The organism is Mucilaginibacter sp. PAMB04274 (assembly GCF_039634385.2).
Classification (GTDB): Bacteria; Bacteroidota; Bacteroidia; order Sphingobacteriales; family Sphingobacteriaceae; genus Mucilaginibacter.
The window spans coordinates 1,467,413-1,483,851 of record NZ_CP155081.2 but is presented as its reverse complement, the minus strand read 5'-3'; the positions used below and the strand labels follow the sequence as shown (position 1 = coordinate 1,483,851).

General features: G+C 42.6%; 17 protein-coding genes. 12 read left to right on the top strand and 5 right to left on the bottom strand.

The window, feature by feature from the left end:
• Window positions 1–169: 169 nt before the first annotated feature.
• Window positions 170–2,638, bottom strand: coding sequence for a glycoside hydrolase family 31 protein (locus tag ABDD95_RS06130; RefSeq protein ID WP_345951023.1), 2,469 nt, complete (start codon window positions 2,636–2,638; stop codon window positions 170–172).
• 379 nt (window positions 2,639–3,017) lie between these two features.
• Between ABDD95_RS06130 and ABDD95_RS06125 the strand changes: the two genes are divergently transcribed.
• From ABDD95_RS06125 to ABDD95_RS06080, 10 genes are all read left to right on the top strand, one after another.
• Window positions 3,018–3,488: a DoxX family protein gene (locus tag ABDD95_RS06125; RefSeq protein ID WP_345951022.1), complete on the top strand. Its 471-nt coding sequence runs from the start codon at window positions 3,018–3,020 to the stop codon at window positions 3,486–3,488.
• Window positions 3,489–3,700: 212 nt separating this feature from the next.
• Window positions 3,701–5,383 carry a helix-hairpin-helix domain-containing protein gene (locus ABDD95_RS06120; protein WP_345951021.1) on the top strand — a complete coding sequence of 561 codons (1,683 nt, stop codon included), beginning with the start codon at window positions 3,701–3,703 and terminating at the stop codon, window positions 5,381–5,383.
• A 3-nt stretch (window positions 5,384–5,386) separates the two neighbouring features.
• Window positions 5,387–5,881 carry a D-glycero-beta-D-manno-heptose 1-phosphate adenylyltransferase gene (gene rfaE2, locus ABDD95_RS06115; RefSeq protein WP_345951020.1) on the top strand — a complete coding sequence of 165 codons (495 nt, stop codon included), beginning with the start codon at window positions 5,387–5,389 and terminating at the stop codon, window positions 5,879–5,881.
• Window positions 5,882–5,913: 32 nt separating this feature from the next.
• Window positions 5,914–6,522, top strand: a complete 609-nt coding sequence (locus tag ABDD95_RS06110) for a DUF4254 domain-containing protein (protein WP_345951019.1) — start codon at window positions 5,914–5,916, stop codon at window positions 6,520–6,522.
• Window positions 6,519–7,541 carry a glycosyltransferase family 9 protein gene (locus ABDD95_RS06105; protein WP_345951018.1) on the top strand — a complete coding sequence of 341 codons (1,023 nt, stop codon included), beginning with the start codon at window positions 6,519–6,521 and terminating at the stop codon, window positions 7,539–7,541. Before ABDD95_RS06110 ends, ABDD95_RS06105 begins: the two co-directional genes overlap by 4 nt.
• 123 nt (window positions 7,542–7,664) lie before the next feature.
• On the top strand, window positions 7,665–8,069 hold the full coding sequence (locus tag ABDD95_RS06100; RefSeq protein WP_345951017.1) for an outer membrane beta-barrel protein: 405 nt from the start codon (window positions 7,665–7,667) through the stop codon (window positions 8,067–8,069).
• A gap of 68 nt (window positions 8,070–8,137) precedes the next feature.
• Window positions 8,138–8,374, top strand: a complete 237-nt coding sequence (locus ABDD95_RS06095) for a hypothetical protein (protein WP_345951016.1) — start codon at window positions 8,138–8,140, stop codon at window positions 8,372–8,374.
• A 155-nt stretch (window positions 8,375–8,529) separates the two neighbouring features.
• A complete protein-coding gene (locus ABDD95_RS06090) occupies window positions 8,530–9,141 on the top strand; it encodes a porin family protein (protein WP_345952097.1) in 612 nt (203 codons plus the stop codon).
• Window positions 9,142–9,412: 271 nt separating this feature from the next.
• Window positions 9,413–10,042: a porin family protein gene (locus ABDD95_RS06085; protein ID WP_345951015.1), complete on the top strand. Its 630-nt coding sequence runs from the start codon at window positions 9,413–9,415 to the stop codon at window positions 10,040–10,042.
• 64 nt (window positions 10,043–10,106) lie between these two features.
• Window positions 10,107–10,589, top strand: a complete 483-nt coding sequence (locus tag ABDD95_RS06080) for a histidine phosphatase family protein (RefSeq protein ID WP_345951014.1) — start codon at window positions 10,107–10,109, stop codon at window positions 10,587–10,589.
• On the opposite strand, the gene dprA is transcribed toward ABDD95_RS06080, so the two are convergent.
• Window positions 10,582–11,682, bottom strand: coding sequence for a DNA-processing protein DprA (gene dprA, locus ABDD95_RS06075; RefSeq protein WP_345951013.1), 1,101 nt, complete (start codon window positions 11,680–11,682; stop codon window positions 10,582–10,584). The two genes, ABDD95_RS06080 and dprA, sit on opposite strands and share 8 nt — an antisense overlap.
• Window positions 11,683–11,900: 218 nt before the next feature.
• Between dprA and ABDD95_RS06070 the strand changes: the two genes are divergently transcribed.
• Window positions 11,901–12,275 carry a BlaI/MecI/CopY family transcriptional regulator gene (locus ABDD95_RS06070; RefSeq protein WP_345951012.1) on the top strand — a complete coding sequence of 125 codons (375 nt, stop codon included), beginning with the start codon at window positions 11,901–11,903 and terminating at the stop codon, window positions 12,273–12,275.
• Window positions 12,272–14,017, top strand: coding sequence for a M56 family metallopeptidase (locus ABDD95_RS06065; protein WP_345951011.1), 1,746 nt, complete (start codon window positions 12,272–12,274; stop codon window positions 14,015–14,017). Before ABDD95_RS06070 ends, ABDD95_RS06065 begins: the two co-directional genes overlap by 4 nt.
• On the opposite strand, the gene rsmG is transcribed toward ABDD95_RS06065, so the two are convergent.
• The 3 genes from rsmG to ABDD95_RS06050 are packed head-to-tail and all read right to left on the bottom strand — an operon-like array spanning window position 14,006 to window position 16,350.
• Complete coding sequence (rsmG, locus tag ABDD95_RS06060; RefSeq protein WP_345951010.1) at window positions 14,006–14,644, bottom strand: 16S rRNA (guanine(527)-N(7))-methyltransferase RsmG; 639 nt, start codon at window positions 14,642–14,644, stop codon at window positions 14,006–14,008. The two genes, ABDD95_RS06065 and rsmG, sit on opposite strands and share 12 nt — an antisense overlap.
• Window positions 14,645–15,238, bottom strand: a complete 594-nt coding sequence (locus tag ABDD95_RS06055; RefSeq protein WP_345951009.1) for a sigma-70 family RNA polymerase sigma factor — start codon at window positions 15,236–15,238, stop codon at window positions 14,645–14,647.
• On the bottom strand, window positions 15,229–16,350 hold the full coding sequence (locus ABDD95_RS06050) for a glycosyltransferase (RefSeq protein ID WP_345951008.1): 1,122 nt from the start codon (window positions 16,348–16,350) through the stop codon (window positions 15,229–15,231). Before ABDD95_RS06050 ends, ABDD95_RS06055 begins: the two co-directional genes overlap by 10 nt.
• Between the last annotated feature and the right edge of the window lie 89 nt (window positions 16,351–16,439).

Sequence of the window (16,439 nt, the reverse complement as noted above, 5' to 3'; positions counted from 1 at the left end):
AACATGACGCCATATAACGACAAATAAATATTCTTTAATTTTTAGCTTGCTCCAGGGTGCATGTTATTTACATGCCCAAATAAAAAAGGCGCTCCTTTAGGAAACGCCTTATTAAATACCAATTTATAATCCTGCAAGCATTTTTGACGATGCTTGGAAGTCGTTATGATTACATCACCTCTATCTGCTTAAAATTTTTAGTGAATTTAAAGTTTAGCACTTTTTCAGCCGTAAAATCAAAATCACTTACCTCTTTACCGTCGGCAATTATTTTGGTCGGCTTAAACGGCAACCCGGCTACATTGAAATAATAATTTTCGTAACGCGGTGTGTAAAGGCCCTCCATAGTTTGCTGTATAGTCATGGATGATGGCTTGCCGCTTACCACAAACTTTTTTTCTGAGTAGATATCCTGTTCGTAAGCAAAGGTTTCACCATAATCTTCAAAAAAGAAAGAGTTGGCGGGTGCGTCGCTGTAGTAAACGTTCAGCTTTACCTCCTCTATTTCTTTTTCACCGACATATTGCATTACCGGGTATTCGGGTATAACAGAACCGGCTTTAACAAAGATTGGAATATTTTCTAACGGTGTAGCCACTTCAACTTCTTCGCCACCCGCAACCATAGCATTATCCCAATAATAGTACCAGTTGCCCTTGGGCAGGTAAACACGCCTACTGGTTTGGCCGGGCTCCATTACAGGGCATACCAAAATTTTATCACCATAGGTAAACTCATCCTGGCGCGCCTGGTTATTGATCTCGTCCTGCTCCTGCATTATTACCGGGCGCAGGATAGGAAAACCGTAACGATGGTGCTCCCAAAAAGTAGAATATAAATAAGGGATAAGTTTATAACGCAGTTCAATAAACTTACGGTTAATAGCGGTATACGGCTCACCAAAACTCCATGGCTCACGCTCCTTGGTATCGCCGGCTGAATGCGCACGCATAAACGGCGAGAAGGTGCCCATCTGTATCCAGCGTGTAAACAGCTCACCATCGGGCTCGCCGCTGAAGCCGCCTATATCAGTGCCGCAAAATGGTATGCCCGACATAGACAAACGTTGGCATTGCACATTGCCTAAACGCAAATGCTCCCATGAGGCTACGTTATCACCCGTCCAAACGGAGGTAAAACGCTGCACACCCGAATAGCCCGCACGGGTAATAGTGAACGGGCGCTTGTTTTTCATCAGCTTGCGCATGCCCTCGTAAGTAGCACGCACCATTTGCATACCATATACGTTATGCGCCTTACGATGAGAGCCACGGAAGCCATCAAACTGATGACGGACATCATCCGGGAAAGTTCCGGCACCGAACACAGCCGGCTCATTCATATCATTCCATACACCGGCTACGCCCATTTGTACCAGTTCATCAAATAATGTTCCCCACCATTCGCGTACTTCGGGGTTGGTAAAGTCTGGGAACTGGCAGCGGCCTGGCCATACGTGGCCTTCCATAAAGTAGTCATCGCTGCGTCGGCAAAAATACCGGTTGGCTTTCCCTTCCCTAAACACTGAGTAATTGTCGTCCACCCTTATACCCGGGTCTATAATTACTACGGTTTTAAATCCATCAGCCGCCAGTTCCTTAATCATCTTTTTTGGATCAGGAAAATATTTACGGTTCCAGGTGAAGCAACGGTAGCCATCCATATAATCAATATCCAGATAAATACCATCACATGGAATTTTATGCTCACGGAAGTTTTTGGCCACCTTGTGCACTTTAGATTCGGGGTAATAGCTCCAGCGGCATTGATGATATCCCAGCGCCCAAAGCGGTGGCATTGGATGCGTACCGGTTAGTATGTGGTAACGTTTAACCACATCCATCATATTAGGCCCATGTATATAGTAATACTGCAGTTCTCCGCCATCGGCCCAAAAACTAGTCTTACCATGATCTTCGGCACCAAAATCGAAATGTGCTTTAAAGGTGTTATCAAAAAAGATACCATGAGCAATACCTTCGTTTAAGCTAATATAGAAAGGTATGCTGCGGTAAATAGGATCCTGATTCCAGGCAAATGAATACGCATCTGTATTCCAGTTTACAAAACGTTTGCCACGCAGGTTAAGGTCAGTAGGCTTATCGCCCAGGCCAAAAAAAGCTTCCTCGGGATGGCAAACCTTGGTGCCAAAAACATAATAACCACCAAACTGCACATTTTCTTCCCAGTGCATGGGGGCAGCATCGGCGCTGGTTACATGGTTTTGGCTGTCTGAAAACGATATAAAAAAGTCCTTCTTGTTTATATGGCAATTAGCGGTGTTGGTGGAAATGCGATATTCTTCATCATTTTCGTGCAGGTGAAATACCGACACTTTAGATTGGAGCTTAGGCACAGCGTATGAAAACTCTTCGAGAAACACGCCGTGCGGGGCCATACGTACCCGAATAATCTCATCAGTTACAACAACCACTTCAACCTTAGCCTCGCCATCGCTGAAAAAGAACTTGTTGCCTTTTTGCTCAACCTGGTTGGGTGAGCCCAGATATTTTTTTACAATGGGTTTTAAACCCAGTACGGGGTTATTAACGTGTTGAAAAACTTCCTCTTCCTGTTCAATTAATTTTACAGCAGGAGATTCCGGAGTGGGTTCAGTTGGGGGAATAATAGGTTCCATTTAAATTAACTAGTAGAATTAGGATATATGTAAACGCATGTAACAAATATTTAGGCTTAAGTACCAATAATTAAGCCATAACACAATAACTGTTAACGTATTTACTACGGTATACGAAAATATTGACCGAAAAGTAGAAAGAAAATTATCAACACCATCATTTTTTTTGCTTTTAACATACCTATATCGGCTTATACGCTGATGTAATGTGAACTTTTGTGTGTCTATAGCGGTATGGCTACCCTAAATTTAAGTTAGCTCTTAGTTAACTATCCAGTTGTTTTACATATTAGTACACAAAATTATATTACATTTTATAGGAGTATCTTGCTGTTTAATTATTTGTAACTTTAAGTAACCAATTAAAAAGGAGGACATTATGAACATGGTACAGAAAGTGGAGCACTGGGGCGACCTGCATCACACCAAATGGCTCGAAGTGGTTAGGATACTGCTGGGACTGGTCATATTTAGCAAAGGGGTTACCTTCATTAGCCAAACGCAGGTACAGCAAGACTGGATTATACAAAATAGTACGTTTGGTGTATCGGGACTTATGGCTATGGTGCTAATCCATACCGTGGCGCTGGTTCATCTGGTAGGTGGGCTACTAATTATGATCGGCTTGATAACCCGGTTTGCCGTTGTTATTCAAATCCCTATTTTGTTAGGAGCCATTTTGTTTGTGAACAGCACCCGTGGCTTATCCTTCATCAACTCCGAACTTTGGCTATCAATCGTTGTACTTTTGCTTCTCGTTGTATGCTGGGTAACCGGATCAGGACCTTACTCATTAGACCACTGGATTAAAAATGGCTACCAGAACTATAAAACTCAACCCAGGGATTGACTAGTTAGTTCAGACCATTCTATAGGCGAAATGAAAAAGCCGCTATGCAACAAATGAGCACAGCGGCTTTTTTCAATTATATGCACATTCCATCGCTACAATTGTAACGCAAGCCATTCAGGCACAATGGCAGCTAATTTGTTTTCAACAAAACCGGCATGCTAGCTGTTCAATTCAAAGCCTTTCGTATTTTTACTGACTTACTATCCGATATGGAAAATAAACCTATTGCTGGCCGCCTTAAGCTTTTAGCGCAATTAATGGAACTGCATAATCAAAATGCATTCAAGATACGTTCGGTGGCAAATGCCGCTTTTAAAATTGATAAGCTCCCCTACAAGTTAGCCAGCAAGAGCATTGAAGAGATAAACCAGATTGATGGTATAGGCAAAACTCTGGCTGCCTACGTAAAGGAACTGTTGGATACAGGTTCCATCAAAGACCTGGAAGACCTGCTGCAGGCTACACCCGACGGTGTTGTTGAGATGTTGCACATCAAAGGCATTGGCCCCAAAAAGGTAAGCATTATATGGAACCAGCTGGGTATAGAAAACACTGGCGAGCTTTATTATGCCTGCAACGAAAACCGTTTGGTGGAAGCAAAAGGCTTTGGTATAAAAACCCAGGACGAGATCAAACGCGCATTAGAATTTCGCATGGCCAGTAACGGCAAATTTCTATACGCACAAGCCCGCCACGAGGCTGAAGAATTGATGTTACTGCTCACAGAGATGTTCCCGGGTGCGCTGGCAGAGTTTGCCGGCGATTACCGCCGTTGCTGCGAGGTAATATCAGAACTTTCCATTGTGTTAGGCACACGTGACGTAGAACTGGCGCTGAGCAATTTATCGACTTCCACCCTGCTTAACAAACTAACGGTGAAAGACTGCCATGTGAACGGCGAAACCGCAAACGGTTTGCTGGTAGATATTATTGTGACCGAGAAACGCTTCTTTTATCGCGATTTGTTTGCCTACACCGGCAACGAGGAGCACGTAGATGCCGTAATGAAAAATATTGTGGACGTGGTTGACCAGCCGGAGAGCGAGGAATTTATTTACACAAAGGCAAGCCTGCCCTGGATTCCGCCTGAGTTACGGGAAGGCGATAGTTATGTTAACAAGCCGTTATTGCCCGATTTAATTGACCTGTATGACCTGAAAGGTTCATTACACAATCACAGTACCTGGAGCGATGGCATCAACACGCTTGAGGAAATGGCCCTCTATTGCCGCGATGAAATCAAATTGCAATACCTGGGCATTTGTGACCACAGCAAAAGTGCGTTTTACGCCAAAGGTTTGAGCATTGAGCGCGTTTTGCAGCAGCATGAGGAGATTGACCGACTGAACCAGAAACTTGACAACTTTCATATATTTAAAGGTATAGAGTCGGACATTTTGAACGACGGTTCGCTTGATTATCCGGATGAGATATTGGAAAAGTTTGATTTCATAGTAGCATCGGTACACTCTAACCTTAAAATGGACAAGGAAAAGGCTACCGCGCGGATTATAAAGGCCATTGAAAATCCTGATACCACTATACTTGGACACCCTACAGGCCGGCTCCTATTAAGCCGTAAGGGATACGAGATAAACTACGAAAAAGTGATTGACGCTTGTGCAGCTAATAATGTAGTTATTGAAATTAATGCTAATCCTTTTCGCCTGGATCTGGATTGGCGCTGGTGCCAGTACGCCATAAATAAAGGCGTTAAGCTATCTATAAATCCAGATGCTCACCGTGTTGAAGGGTTTAGGGATATGGAGTATGGTGTACTAGTGGCCCGCAAAGGCGGCGTAACCAAACAAAACTGCCTTAACGCATTTTCGCTATCGGAGATAACGGAAATTTTTAAATTTAAAAAGTCAGGTCAACCTGTACAAGGCTAAAACATGGAAAAAAATGTAGAACAACAAATACTATCTAAAATAACCGACCATGCAACATTAAAAACCAAAGTAAATGAATGGAAGCAGCAAGGCCAAAAAGTAGTATTTACCAATGGCGTATTTGATCTGGTGCATATTGGGCACATAAGCTATATGGCAAAGGCGGCGGAGTTGGGTGATAAGTTAATTATAGGCCTCAATGCTGATGCATCGGTTAAGCGATTAAAGGGTGAGAGCCGACCGGTAAACAATGAAAATAGCCGGGCCATGCTTTTGGCTGCATTCTTTTTTATTGATGCCATTGTTTTGTTTGAAGAAGACACACCGCTCAATCTGATCAGCACCTTGCTGCCGGATGTATTGGTAAAAGGTGCCGATTACCAGATAGAAAACATTGCCGGGGCTAAAGAGGTAATTGCCAATGGCGGCGAGGTAAAAACCATCACCTTTGTAGATGGATACTCGTCTACCGCAATAATCAACAAGATAAAAGGGTAAATCGTTATATTTGCAGCTTTTTACCAGTTACTATGGTTAGCGAACAATGTAATAAGCTGTTTAACGAGGTTGTTAAAGACTATCACATCTATAATGAGATAGAACGCCCACCCGTAAATCCTTATGCCGCCGGAGATCTTTCGAACCTGCTATACCAAAAATGCTGGATAGATGCTGCGCAGTGGCATATGGAGGATGAGGTACGTCACCCCGACATTGACCCTGTAGCTGCACTGCGCTGGAAACGTCTCATTGATAAATCGAACCAGGACCGGACCGATATTGTGGAGCGTATAGACGATTACTTTGCCGAACAATTTAAACATGTAGTACCCGGTCCATCTGCCCGGTACAACACAGAAAGTCCTGCCTGGGCAATTGACCGGCTTTCCATACTTGCACTAAAAATATACCATATGCAGGAAGAAACCCAGCGCATTGACATTGACCAAGATCAACTTGCAGCCTGCAACCGTAAATTAACGGTCTTATTACAGCAACGCGTGGATCTGTCGACCGCTATTGATGAGCTCTTGGAAGATATTGCAAGTGGCGAAAGACGTATGCACGTTTACCGGCAAATGAAAATGTATAACGACCCCTTGCTTAACCCGGTATTATACGGCAACAAGCAATCATGACAGGCAAAAAGCACATACTCGTTATGCGCTTTTCGGCTATGGGCGATGTAGCTATGACGGTGCCGGTGATCAAAGAACTGTTGCAACAGCATCCCGATTTGAAGATCACCTATGTTTCGCGCCCGGCTTTTGCAGCCTTCTTTGAGGGCATCGACCGGTTGCAGTATGTGAAAGCAGATTTTAAAGCGGAGTACTCAGGTTTTACAGGCACGCTTAAGTTGTTTCGATATTTAAAAACGCTTGGGCCTTATGATGCCTTAGCAAATCTCCACAATAACTTACGCACAAACCTGTTGCAGGCCCTCTTTAAACTAAGTGGCATCTCCGGCCAACAAATCACAAAGGGCCGCCAGGAGAAAAAGCTGCTTACCCGCTTCCCTAACAAAGTACTGAAACCGCTTCGCTCTATACCCGAACGTTATGCAGATGTATTTAGGCAGCTCGGTTTTAGTTTGACGCTCTCCGGAAAACTTGGCAAATCATTACCAGCAGTCAACACGTTTGCAGACACTAAGAATCAACCTTGGATTGGTATTTCTCCCTTCGCACAGCACAAAGGCAAAATTTACCCGTTAGGCCGTATGGAACAGGTGATAGAAATGCTTAACCGCAGTAGGGTGAAAATATTTGTATTCGGCGGCTTGCCCTACGAAAAAGCCATAGCAGATGAATGGGAACAAAAGTATGCATCGGTTACATCCGTAATTGACCGAATGGATATGAAGCAGGAACTTGACCTGATTACACAACTGGACGTAATGCTGGCCATGGATTCGGCCGGTATGCATATGGCATCACTAGTGGGCACACCGGTTGTGTCGGTTTGGGGGGCAACACACCATTACGCCGGCTTTTTAGGTTATGGCCAGACTGAAGATAATATAGTGGCAGATGATATTGCATGCCGCCCCTGCTCGGTATATGGTAACAAACCATGTTTCCGTGGCGACTATGCTTGTTTATATAATATCCACCCCCAGGATATTGCCAGTAAACTGCTTGCTCTTGTCTCTCTTTAACGAGTGAGAAACACACATTTAACCGCACGTTTAATTCAATGCAAAAACGTGCTATTCAAGAGGCCAGCTTCCGTTAAAACGCCTTTTCCCTCTATATTTAGGCAATAAATTTCCCCACATAATATGAAGAAAACCTTACTCACAACTTTATTGGCCTGTTTTACACTGTTAGCTTTCGGCCAGTTCACTTTACCTAACAAAACAACTTTTGGCTTCAAAGGCGGACTTAACTTAGCCAATATGGAACTTACTCAAACCGGCGAGTCCGGCTCATACACCTTCAGCACACTTAAGGCATTCTCCGCCGGCGTATTTGCAGATGTTGTAGTTACCGAAAATTTCTCTATCCAACCAGGCCTGTACTATACTATAAAAGGACTTAAGTTGGATGAAGTAATGCTAGATTTTGAATTTGAGCCGGGCTTTACCGGTTCGTTACAAACCAAAATAGATAATAAGATAACCTATGTAGAGTTACCTGTGCACTTTCTTTATAATGGTAATATAAATGCCGGCAAATTCTTTTAGGAGCCGGCCCATTCGCAGCAGCTGCCATTTCGGCCAAAAACAAACGCAAAGTCTTTTTATCTGCAACTATGGGCGGTAATACAAGTACTGATACACAAGATTTTGATGAAAAAGTTGAGATTGGCAAAGAAGATGGCATCAAAAGGTTCGATTACGGCGCTACGGCTTTGGCTGGTTTTAGATTCAACAGCGGGTTTTTATTGAGTGCAGGTTATGATTATGGTTTAGCTAACATCTACTTTGGTAATGATGGGGCTGTAACCAAGACACGCACATTCACCGTTTCGGCAGGATTTAGTTTTTAAGGAAAGTTAACAATAATTTAATTTTCTGCATCAGTGTTAAGTTATAACTTTATGGGGCTGTATTAGATATAATAACAAGTGTTTAAGGCAGCTTACTATTTAAACTTTCCTGGTCTTACCCTAAAAATCTATACACTGTTTATGAAAAAGCGTTACTGTTCATTTTAGCGGCAGGTTCATTTTTAACGGCATCTGCACAATCAAAATCATCTATTGGCATCAAAGGTGGCATAAACTTCGCTTCAGCCAAACCTTACAATGGCAGTATAACGAGTTTTTCGGCGGGTATTTTTATAAACGTCAAACTAAGCCAGGCTATATCTTTACAACCGGGCACATTTTATTCGGGAAAAGGGTATAAAATGGGAGACCGCAATGAGAAAATAAATTTAGGTTATATACATATTCCGGTTCCTTTCGTTTATCAACAATCGGCAGGACCTGGCAAATTCTTTTTTGGTGCGGGCCCATTTGCTGCTGTAGCTGTTAGTGCAAACAGAAAACGTTATGGCCCCACATACTATTACGATACAACCCCAGGATATTATAGTTCTAAAATAACCATAGGCAGCAACACAAACCTTGCCGACGGGAGTTCTGATAACATTAAACGTATGGACTACGGCATTACAGGCCTGGCAGGTTATTCACTCAATAATGGCTTGCTGTTTACGGTTTCGTACGATTTAGGCGTGGCAAATACTTCTTATTACAATAATGTAAAAACACGTGTATTGGGCGTATCAGTTGGCTACTATTTTAAATAGCCGCACGTAAGTATTGAAAGTTAAACTTAAAGTACCATCAGCATAAAACTACTACTGTAACAGAAAAAGTAATGCCATTTCATTCCAATTCAACAATCATTTAGCAACATTATTCGCTATGAAGCAGGCTTACGAAGATTAATTTGAGTTTATTTTTAATTTTATAGTACTAAAAGTCAGTCTGTTGTGAATTATTTTCAAATAGCCGTGTAACTTTTGACCTTTTGCGTAGTCTATCCCATCATTCAACAACAAATTTATATCACAATTCATGAAAAAACTACTATTAGCCATCCTGGCAGCAGGTTCATTTGCAACAGCATCTGCACAATCAAAAGTTACTTACGGCATCAGCGGTGGTGTAAACTTCGCTAAAGTCGGCATTTCAGCAACCGGGTCGTCTTTGAGCATTTCAACAAGCTCATTAACAACATTCTCGGTAGGTGCATTTGCCGATATACCTGTTGGCAGCAAAAATCTTTCTGTACAACCCGGCTTATATTACACCGGAAAAGGCTTCCAGCTTAGCGAAGCTGGTACTTCCATTAAATCTAAACCCTTCTATCTGCAAGTGCCTGTAAGCCTGGTTTACAATGTACCGTTCAGTGAAGGTAAGGTATTTTTCGGTGCGGGCCCATATGCCGCTATAGGCCTAAATGGCAAACTGGAAGGTACAGATGGTAATGCTAAAGAAAGCGAAGACATTAAATTTGGCGATAACCCAGCTACAGATTTCTACAAAAGAACTGATTTTGGCGCTACCGGTATGGCTGGCATCGGCTTAACCAATGGCCTACTTTTTAAAGTAAATTACGATTTAGGTCTAAGCAATGTATCACCTGAATCTGATGCTAAGATTAAACATCGTGTGGTAGGCCTGTCTGTAGGTTATAGCTTCTAATACCATTAAATAAAAAACAAAAAAAGAGGGCATCAATGTCCTCTTTTTTTGTTTTTATTGCATCATGAAGCACCTACTTTTGATCAGGCACGCCAAAGCAGAACCAGACTCACCCCATGGAGACTTTGAAAGGGCATTGTCTGCTAAAGGAATAAAGCAGGCAACAGAACTGGCTGGCAAACTAAACCAATACAATATCATACCCCATGCAATTGTATGCAGCCCTGCAATGCGTACCATTACCACAGCACAGATACTGGCAAACGAATTACACTTATCAGAACCGCACACCGATCCAGCAATTTATGAAGCGTCTGAGCACACCTTACTAAAAGTTATTAACCGCTTTCCGGATGAACACGACTTTACGGCACTGGTAGGCCACAACCCCGGCATCAGCTACCTGCTGCTCGGCTTATCGGGCGAAATAAGGGACGTACCGCCCTGCACCGCTATACTGGTGACGTTTGAGGTGGATAGTTGGCAAACTGTAAGTTCAGGTTCTGGCTCTATAGCTTATTATACCTCCCCAAAAGAGGCTAATTAATAGCGTACAGTTTACCGGGCCGGGTGCTGATGTATCCCTGCATTTCCATGTTTAACAAATTCATGGCCAGCTGACTGGTAGGCATATTGAGCTTAAAGCTTAACTCATCAATAGCTAATGGTGCACTGTGCTGGTACAAAGTCTCAAAAATAATGCGCTCCTGATCGTTCAAATCTATAGGCAGGGCAAATTGCTTAACGGCCGGTTTTCCGCTTTTTTCATTATCCCACCCTAACAAGTAAGCCAGGTCGGCCGCACAAGTGAGCAAGCCGGCTTTGTTATGCCTGATCAGGAAATTACAACCTTCAGAAAACTCATCAGTAGTACGGCCCGGAAAAGCAAATACATCCCGGTTATACGAGTTGGCTATCTCGGCAGTTATTAAAGCCCCTCCCTTAATTCCGGCTTCTACCACTACCGTTACATCGGCCATGCCGGCCACAATGCGGTTACGTTGCGGAAAATTTTCCCGGTCGGGTTTGGTACCCGATGGATATTCGGAAAGCAGGCCTCCGTTCAATAACATCTTCTCAGCCACTCCCCGGTTTTGAGTAGGATACAACCTGTCTAATCCATGCCCCAACACACCTACTGTCGGTATATCAAGGCGCAAGCTCTCCTTGTGTGCAGCTACATCTATACCCAACGCCAAACCACTTACTACCAGTACCTGATATTGCTGCAAATCCTCCAGCAATTGTTTACACAGTTGCCGTCCATAATCAGTGGCGTTGCGGGTACCCACTATGCTTACAATGCGCTGGTTGTTTAAATCGGCATTACCTCTGCTGTATAATAATATGGGGGCATCATTACAGTGCTTAAGTTTTTGCGGGTAACGGCTATCTGTATAAAATATAACGTCAATATTGTTCTTACTAATAAACGCCATCTCTTCCTCGGCCCGCTCCAAAGCCTCCGTTGTGTTAAGCAGCTCGGCCCTGAAGGCGCCTATTCCCGGAACTTTTTTAAGGTGGCTTAATGGTGCATTAAAGATTGCTGTAGCATTGCCGAAATAGGTAATTAAGGCTTTAGCCGATGCAGGACCTATGCCCTTGATAAATGATAAGGCTAATTGGTGTTTAAGTGACATAACTATTTGCCCTAAAGTACGCACTTGCCTTCATTCCAACCAACAATAAATAATTATACTTAATAATCAGACTGTTACACATTAAAACTATTTAAATAGTTTGCAAACTATAACCATAGTAGTATATTTGACTATCCGAACTATAAAAACAGTTTGCAAACTATTCGCATAGTTTACCCAAACTACAGAAATAGTTATCTATTTGGAGCGAAAAAATCATGAAAGAATTAACTAAAGCAGAGGAGCAGGTAATGCAGATTTTATGGCAGTTGAAAGAAGCCATAGTAAAACAGATATTAGACAAAATGCCCGATGACCCAAAGCCGGCCTACAACACTGTAAGTACCGTAGTACGGGTGTTGGAAAGCAAAGGCTTTGTTGACCACAAGGCGTATGGCAACTCGCACGTCTACTTCCCTATCGTGAGCGAAGAAGAGTACAAGAAATTTGCTTTCGATAAGGTTATCAAAAGCTATTTTAACAACTCTTACAAAACCTTGGTATCCTACCTCGTAAAGGAGCAAAAGCTAAACTTGAGCGAATTGGCAGAGTTGATTTTACTGGCCGAACGCAGCCGCAATAAAGACAAATGATGATGAGCTGGCTACAATACCTTTTGGAAGCAAACTTATACCTTGCGGTGGCTTACGGATGCTATTGGTTGCTATTCCGCAAACAAACGTTTTACACCGCCAACCGGGTTTACCTGCTGTTAAGCACCGTAATCTGCTTTGTAATGCCAGTGGTACAGTTAGGCACGCCCGGGCGGTCACATCAGGCTTTGCAACCGCAGCAAACAATAACCATAATTAGCCAAACTACGCATCTGGTTAGTAAGCAACCGACTATAGAGCCGCTTATAACGCGAAATAAAGCCGCTACAGCGCTTTACACAACTGGGGTGATACTAGCATTCGCTTTATTCGTCTTAAAGCTTTACAGCCTTTTTAAATTGATTTTTAAAAACACCCGAATCAAGCATAAAGGCTACACATTAATTTGCCTTAATAACAGCCCTGCTCCATTCTCGTTTCTTGGCTACTTGTTTGTTGAATGTAATCGACAAGTAGAAGATGCCGTTTTACAGCACGAACTGGTGCATATCCGGCAAAAACATAGTTGGGATATCCTATTCACCGAACTGGTTAAAATCATCAGTTGGTTTAACCCACTCGTGTACTTGCTGCAAAACAGCCTTAAAGCTCTCCATGAGTTTGAGGCTGATAACAAAGCGTCGTGCGCTGAGCAAAAGGACGAGTATGTCAATTTCCTGATCGCTCAAGCCTATCAAACCAGTGGGGTACCGTTTGCCAATCATTTCTCAAACCAGCAACTTTTAAAATCAAGAATAATGAAGCTCTATCAAAAAAGATCAGGTAAGTTAGCCAGGCTAAACTACCTTGTGGCCATACCGCTCTGCGCCGGCCTGCTCTGTGCTTCTACCTTAGCCTTTAGCAAAGATTATGGCTGGATTAAGCTTAACCTTAAAACACAGAAAATTAGTGAACTAATGCAAAAAACCTCTAGTGACACATCAGTAAGAAAATTAAGACTAAAGGTAACTAGTGGAGGCGTGACAGGAATTACGGACAAACTGGAAATTAAAGGCAATCCAGGTCAAACCTTTATTTATACTGCTAAAACATTAGTTGAGGAGGACAAGAAATTATTACTAAAAAATTATGGAATAAGGGTTGAAATAATCAGCGCATTAGCAACCACTACAAGTATTGTTTTACCGCCCACGCCCCCCACAGCATCACGAAAGCCTAAAAAACCGGCTGTGGTATCTGTAAGCGTTAAATACACCCCACAGGTAATGGAAGAGGTTAAAGGCGTGCCGCCGCCGCCAGATGTAAAACCGGTTAAAAACAAATCGGAAAAAGCTATGCAGCCAGGCACCTTATCATCTGCTATTAACGACAGTAAGGGAAGGGTGATTTCTGCATTACCCGGACTGAAACACTTTGTAGGTAATGTGTTTTTAGGGTCGTCGCCAGAAATGCAGTTCGACAACATGACAGACGAATACTTAATAAGGCCTCAAAAGGTTTACATACAGGTGAATAACCTTAAAATGGAAAATATCGAACCCAACAAGCCCATCGTATTTGGCGACAACCCTATTTATCTTATTGATGGCAAAACATATACGGTAGATGAGTTAGAAAGACGGTCTGCGAGCATTAGCACGAAGAACAAAACAGGCAGACTGCTATATGCCGAAAAGGTAATTTATCACAAACCTAATAATCCGGATGATATAGCCAAATACGGCTCCATTGCCAAAGATGGCATAAAAGAATTTGTCGGCATAATTTCGTCAAACTTGTAGCCACCCCTTCACATAAATCACCTGCTTAGTCTCGAAGAACTCTTCCTCAAAGTAGTTCTTCAGGAAGTATTGCTGAACGGCTAAACCCGACTCGGCAATTTCCTGTTTCAGGTCTCCACCTTTCAAATATAAAATTCCATTAGCCAGCTGATTGTCAGACTGCTTGCTGAATTTGTTTTTTACCCAGGGATAAAAATCCTTCAACTGCGTTACTGCTCTTGATATAACGAAGTTCACCTTACCGGGCACTTGCTCTGCACGGCTATGCGAAGCTTTTACGTTTTGCAAACCCAGGGCGTTAGCTACCTCCTGCACCACTTTAATCTTTTTGCCAATACTATCAACCAAATGAAAGCTGGTTTGCGGAAACATAATAGCCAGCGGTATACCCGGAAATCCGCCTCCGGTACCAACGTCTAACACTTGCTCGCCAGGCAAAAAGCGCATTACCTTGGCTATCCCCAATGAATGCAGCACGTGCCGCTCGTATAGCAAGTCCAAATCCTTGCGAGATATAACGTTGATCTGCTCATTCCAGTAGCCATACAACTGGGCCAGTTGGCCGTATTGCGCCTGTTGTAATTCGGTTAACTCAGGAAAATATTTAAGTATGAGTCCGGCGTCCATTTATCTGTCTATGCGGTTGATGATGTTACCAAGCAAGTACTTGGCGCGGAACAATTGGGCCTTAACTGTACCCAAGGGTAAGTCCAGTTGCTGTGCAATCTCTTCGTAAGATAACTCGTCGAAATACCTTAGGGTTAACAAGTTACGATATCTTGGCGGCAAGCTCTCGATCAGTAGCTTTATCTCTGCTGATTGTTGCTTCTTAATGGAGGTCTCCTCAGGATTTAATGTATCCGACTTAATTTGCAGTGGTCGGTCATCCTCCTCGTCCATCATGTTGTTAATGGATACAGTATTTAACTTCTTTTTACGCAAAAAGTCGATACAGTTATTAGTTGCCACCCTGAACAACCAGGTACTGAATGCATACTCCGGTTGATACTTGTCCAACTTTTCAAAAGCTTTCGCAAACGTTTCCACCGTTATATCCATTGCATCTTCCCTATTGTTCACCATTTTAAGCGACATAAAGTAGATCGAATCCTTATAGCGCTGCATCAGATCAGCATAAGCTTTCTGGTTGCCTTCTTTGGCTTTCATTACAAGTTGAAAGTCGTTTTTGGCGTTCTCAGTAAAATTGGCATTTACTTCCATTGGGTGGTTTTTATAAAGGTTCCTATTAGGCCAAATACATTCAGGTATAAGTAGTACAATAAATCAAAGAAGGGAAGAAACCATATTAAGTCCTTCCCTGTCAATTTATTAGCCGATTTTTTATAAATTATAACTTGAGTTATCAAACGCACAAAATATGCTACAGCAATTACCATGGGCTGCATATGGTAATGCAAGCATAAACATAATGTTACGTAAAATAAAAACCCGGCCATAGCGTCGAGGCTCAGCATACGCCGGTGCTTATTTTTATATAAACCGCCCACACCCATGTGTCGCTTCTTTTGGCGATAATAGGCTTGAAGAGTTTCCTTGGCATCGGTATAAACAAAGGAATCGGCGTGCAGTTCAACGGCCGTATTATCTGGAGTGGCATTACGGTTTACAAACAAATCATCATCACCAGCCAGTATATGGAGGTGCGAGGCAAAACCCTTTGTACGAAAAAACAATGATTTGGTATAAGCCAGATTACGACCAATACCCATGTACGCGTTGCGGCCTAAAGCGGCCGAAAAGTAGTTAATACCTGTTTTTAGAGTTTCGAACCGGGTAAAAGCGTTTATAAAGCCGCCTGCTTTTACATAAGGCGAATAGCCTAGTACAATCTCTGTTGCACCGGTAAAATTAGCTGCCATATGGGCAATCCAGTTAACGGAAGCCGGTTGACAGTCGGCATCAGTGAATAGCAAGTGCTCGTAGGTAGCAGCTTTAATACCCATGGTTAAGGCGAATTTTTTTCCGGTTTTAAAACGCGGATGCTCTGTAACAGTAACCATTTTAAGATGCGGATAGTTTTCACTCATATTCAGTAAAATATGATGTGAATCATCAACTGAACAGTCATTTACAACCACAACTTCGAAGGTTGGATATTGCTGCCCTAAAATTGCAGGCAAATATTTAACTAGATTTTGGGCCTCATTACGTGCGCTGATGATAACCGAAACCGGCAGTTGCACAGCCGACAAATCCTGCTCGGGCAAACGATAAACAGCCAGGCGACATTGCTGTATCAGCAAAAACCCCATTTGCACCACAAAGCAAAACAGGAATAGATAAAATAAAACTTCGGGTATATATTGTTCCAAATTTTAACCAACTAAAATAAAGGGCAAATTTGTTAAATTTAAGCGACTTATAGGGCAAATACTTCAAATTAACCTGTAGCTAACCTCTG

Excerpts from the sequence above, each read along its gene's own strand:
- ABDD95_RS06130 (WP_345951023.1), bottom strand. The coding sequence starts at position 2,638 with ATGGAACCTATTATTCCCCCAACTGAACCCACTCCGGAATCTCCTGCT.
- ABDD95_RS06125 (WP_345951022.1), top strand. The coding sequence starts at position 3,018 with ATGAACATGGTACAGAAAGTGGAGCACTGGGGCGACCTGCATCACACC.
- ABDD95_RS06120 (WP_345951021.1), top strand. The coding sequence starts at position 3,701 with ATGGAAAATAAACCTATTGCTGGCCGCCTTAAGCTTTTAGCGCAATTA.
- rfaE2 (WP_345951020.1), top strand. The coding sequence starts at position 5,387 with ATGGAAAAAAATGTAGAACAACAAATACTATCTAAAATAACCGACCAT.
- ABDD95_RS06110 (WP_345951019.1), top strand. The coding sequence starts at position 5,914 with ATGGTTAGCGAACAATGTAATAAGCTGTTTAACGAGGTTGTTAAAGAC.
- ABDD95_RS06105 (WP_345951018.1), top strand. The coding sequence starts at position 6,519 with ATGACAGGCAAAAAGCACATACTCGTTATGCGCTTTTCGGCTATGGGC.
- ABDD95_RS06100 (WP_345951017.1), top strand. The coding sequence starts at position 7,665 with ATGAAGAAAACCTTACTCACAACTTTATTGGCCTGTTTTACACTGTTA.
- ABDD95_RS06095 (WP_345951016.1), top strand. The coding sequence starts at position 8,138 with ATGGGCGGTAATACAAGTACTGATACACAAGATTTTGATGAAAAAGTT.
- ABDD95_RS06085 (WP_345951015.1), top strand. The coding sequence starts at position 9,413 with ATGAAAAAACTACTATTAGCCATCCTGGCAGCAGGTTCATTTGCAACA.
- ABDD95_RS06080 (WP_345951014.1), top strand. The coding sequence starts at position 10,107 with ATGAAGCACCTACTTTTGATCAGGCACGCCAAAGCAGAACCAGACTCA.
- dprA (WP_345951013.1), bottom strand. The coding sequence starts at position 11,682 with ATGTCACTTAAACACCAATTAGCCTTATCATTTATCAAGGGCATAGGT.
- ABDD95_RS06070 (WP_345951012.1), top strand. The coding sequence starts at position 11,901 with ATGAAAGAATTAACTAAAGCAGAGGAGCAGGTAATGCAGATTTTATGG.
- ABDD95_RS06065 (WP_345951011.1), top strand. The coding sequence starts at position 12,272 with ATGATGATGAGCTGGCTACAATACCTTTTGGAAGCAAACTTATACCTT.
- rsmG (WP_345951010.1), bottom strand. The coding sequence starts at position 14,644 with ATGGACGCCGGACTCATACTTAAATATTTTCCTGAGTTAACCGAATTA.
- ABDD95_RS06055 (WP_345951009.1), bottom strand. The coding sequence starts at position 15,238 with ATGGAAGTAAATGCCAATTTTACTGAGAACGCCAAAAACGACTTTCAA.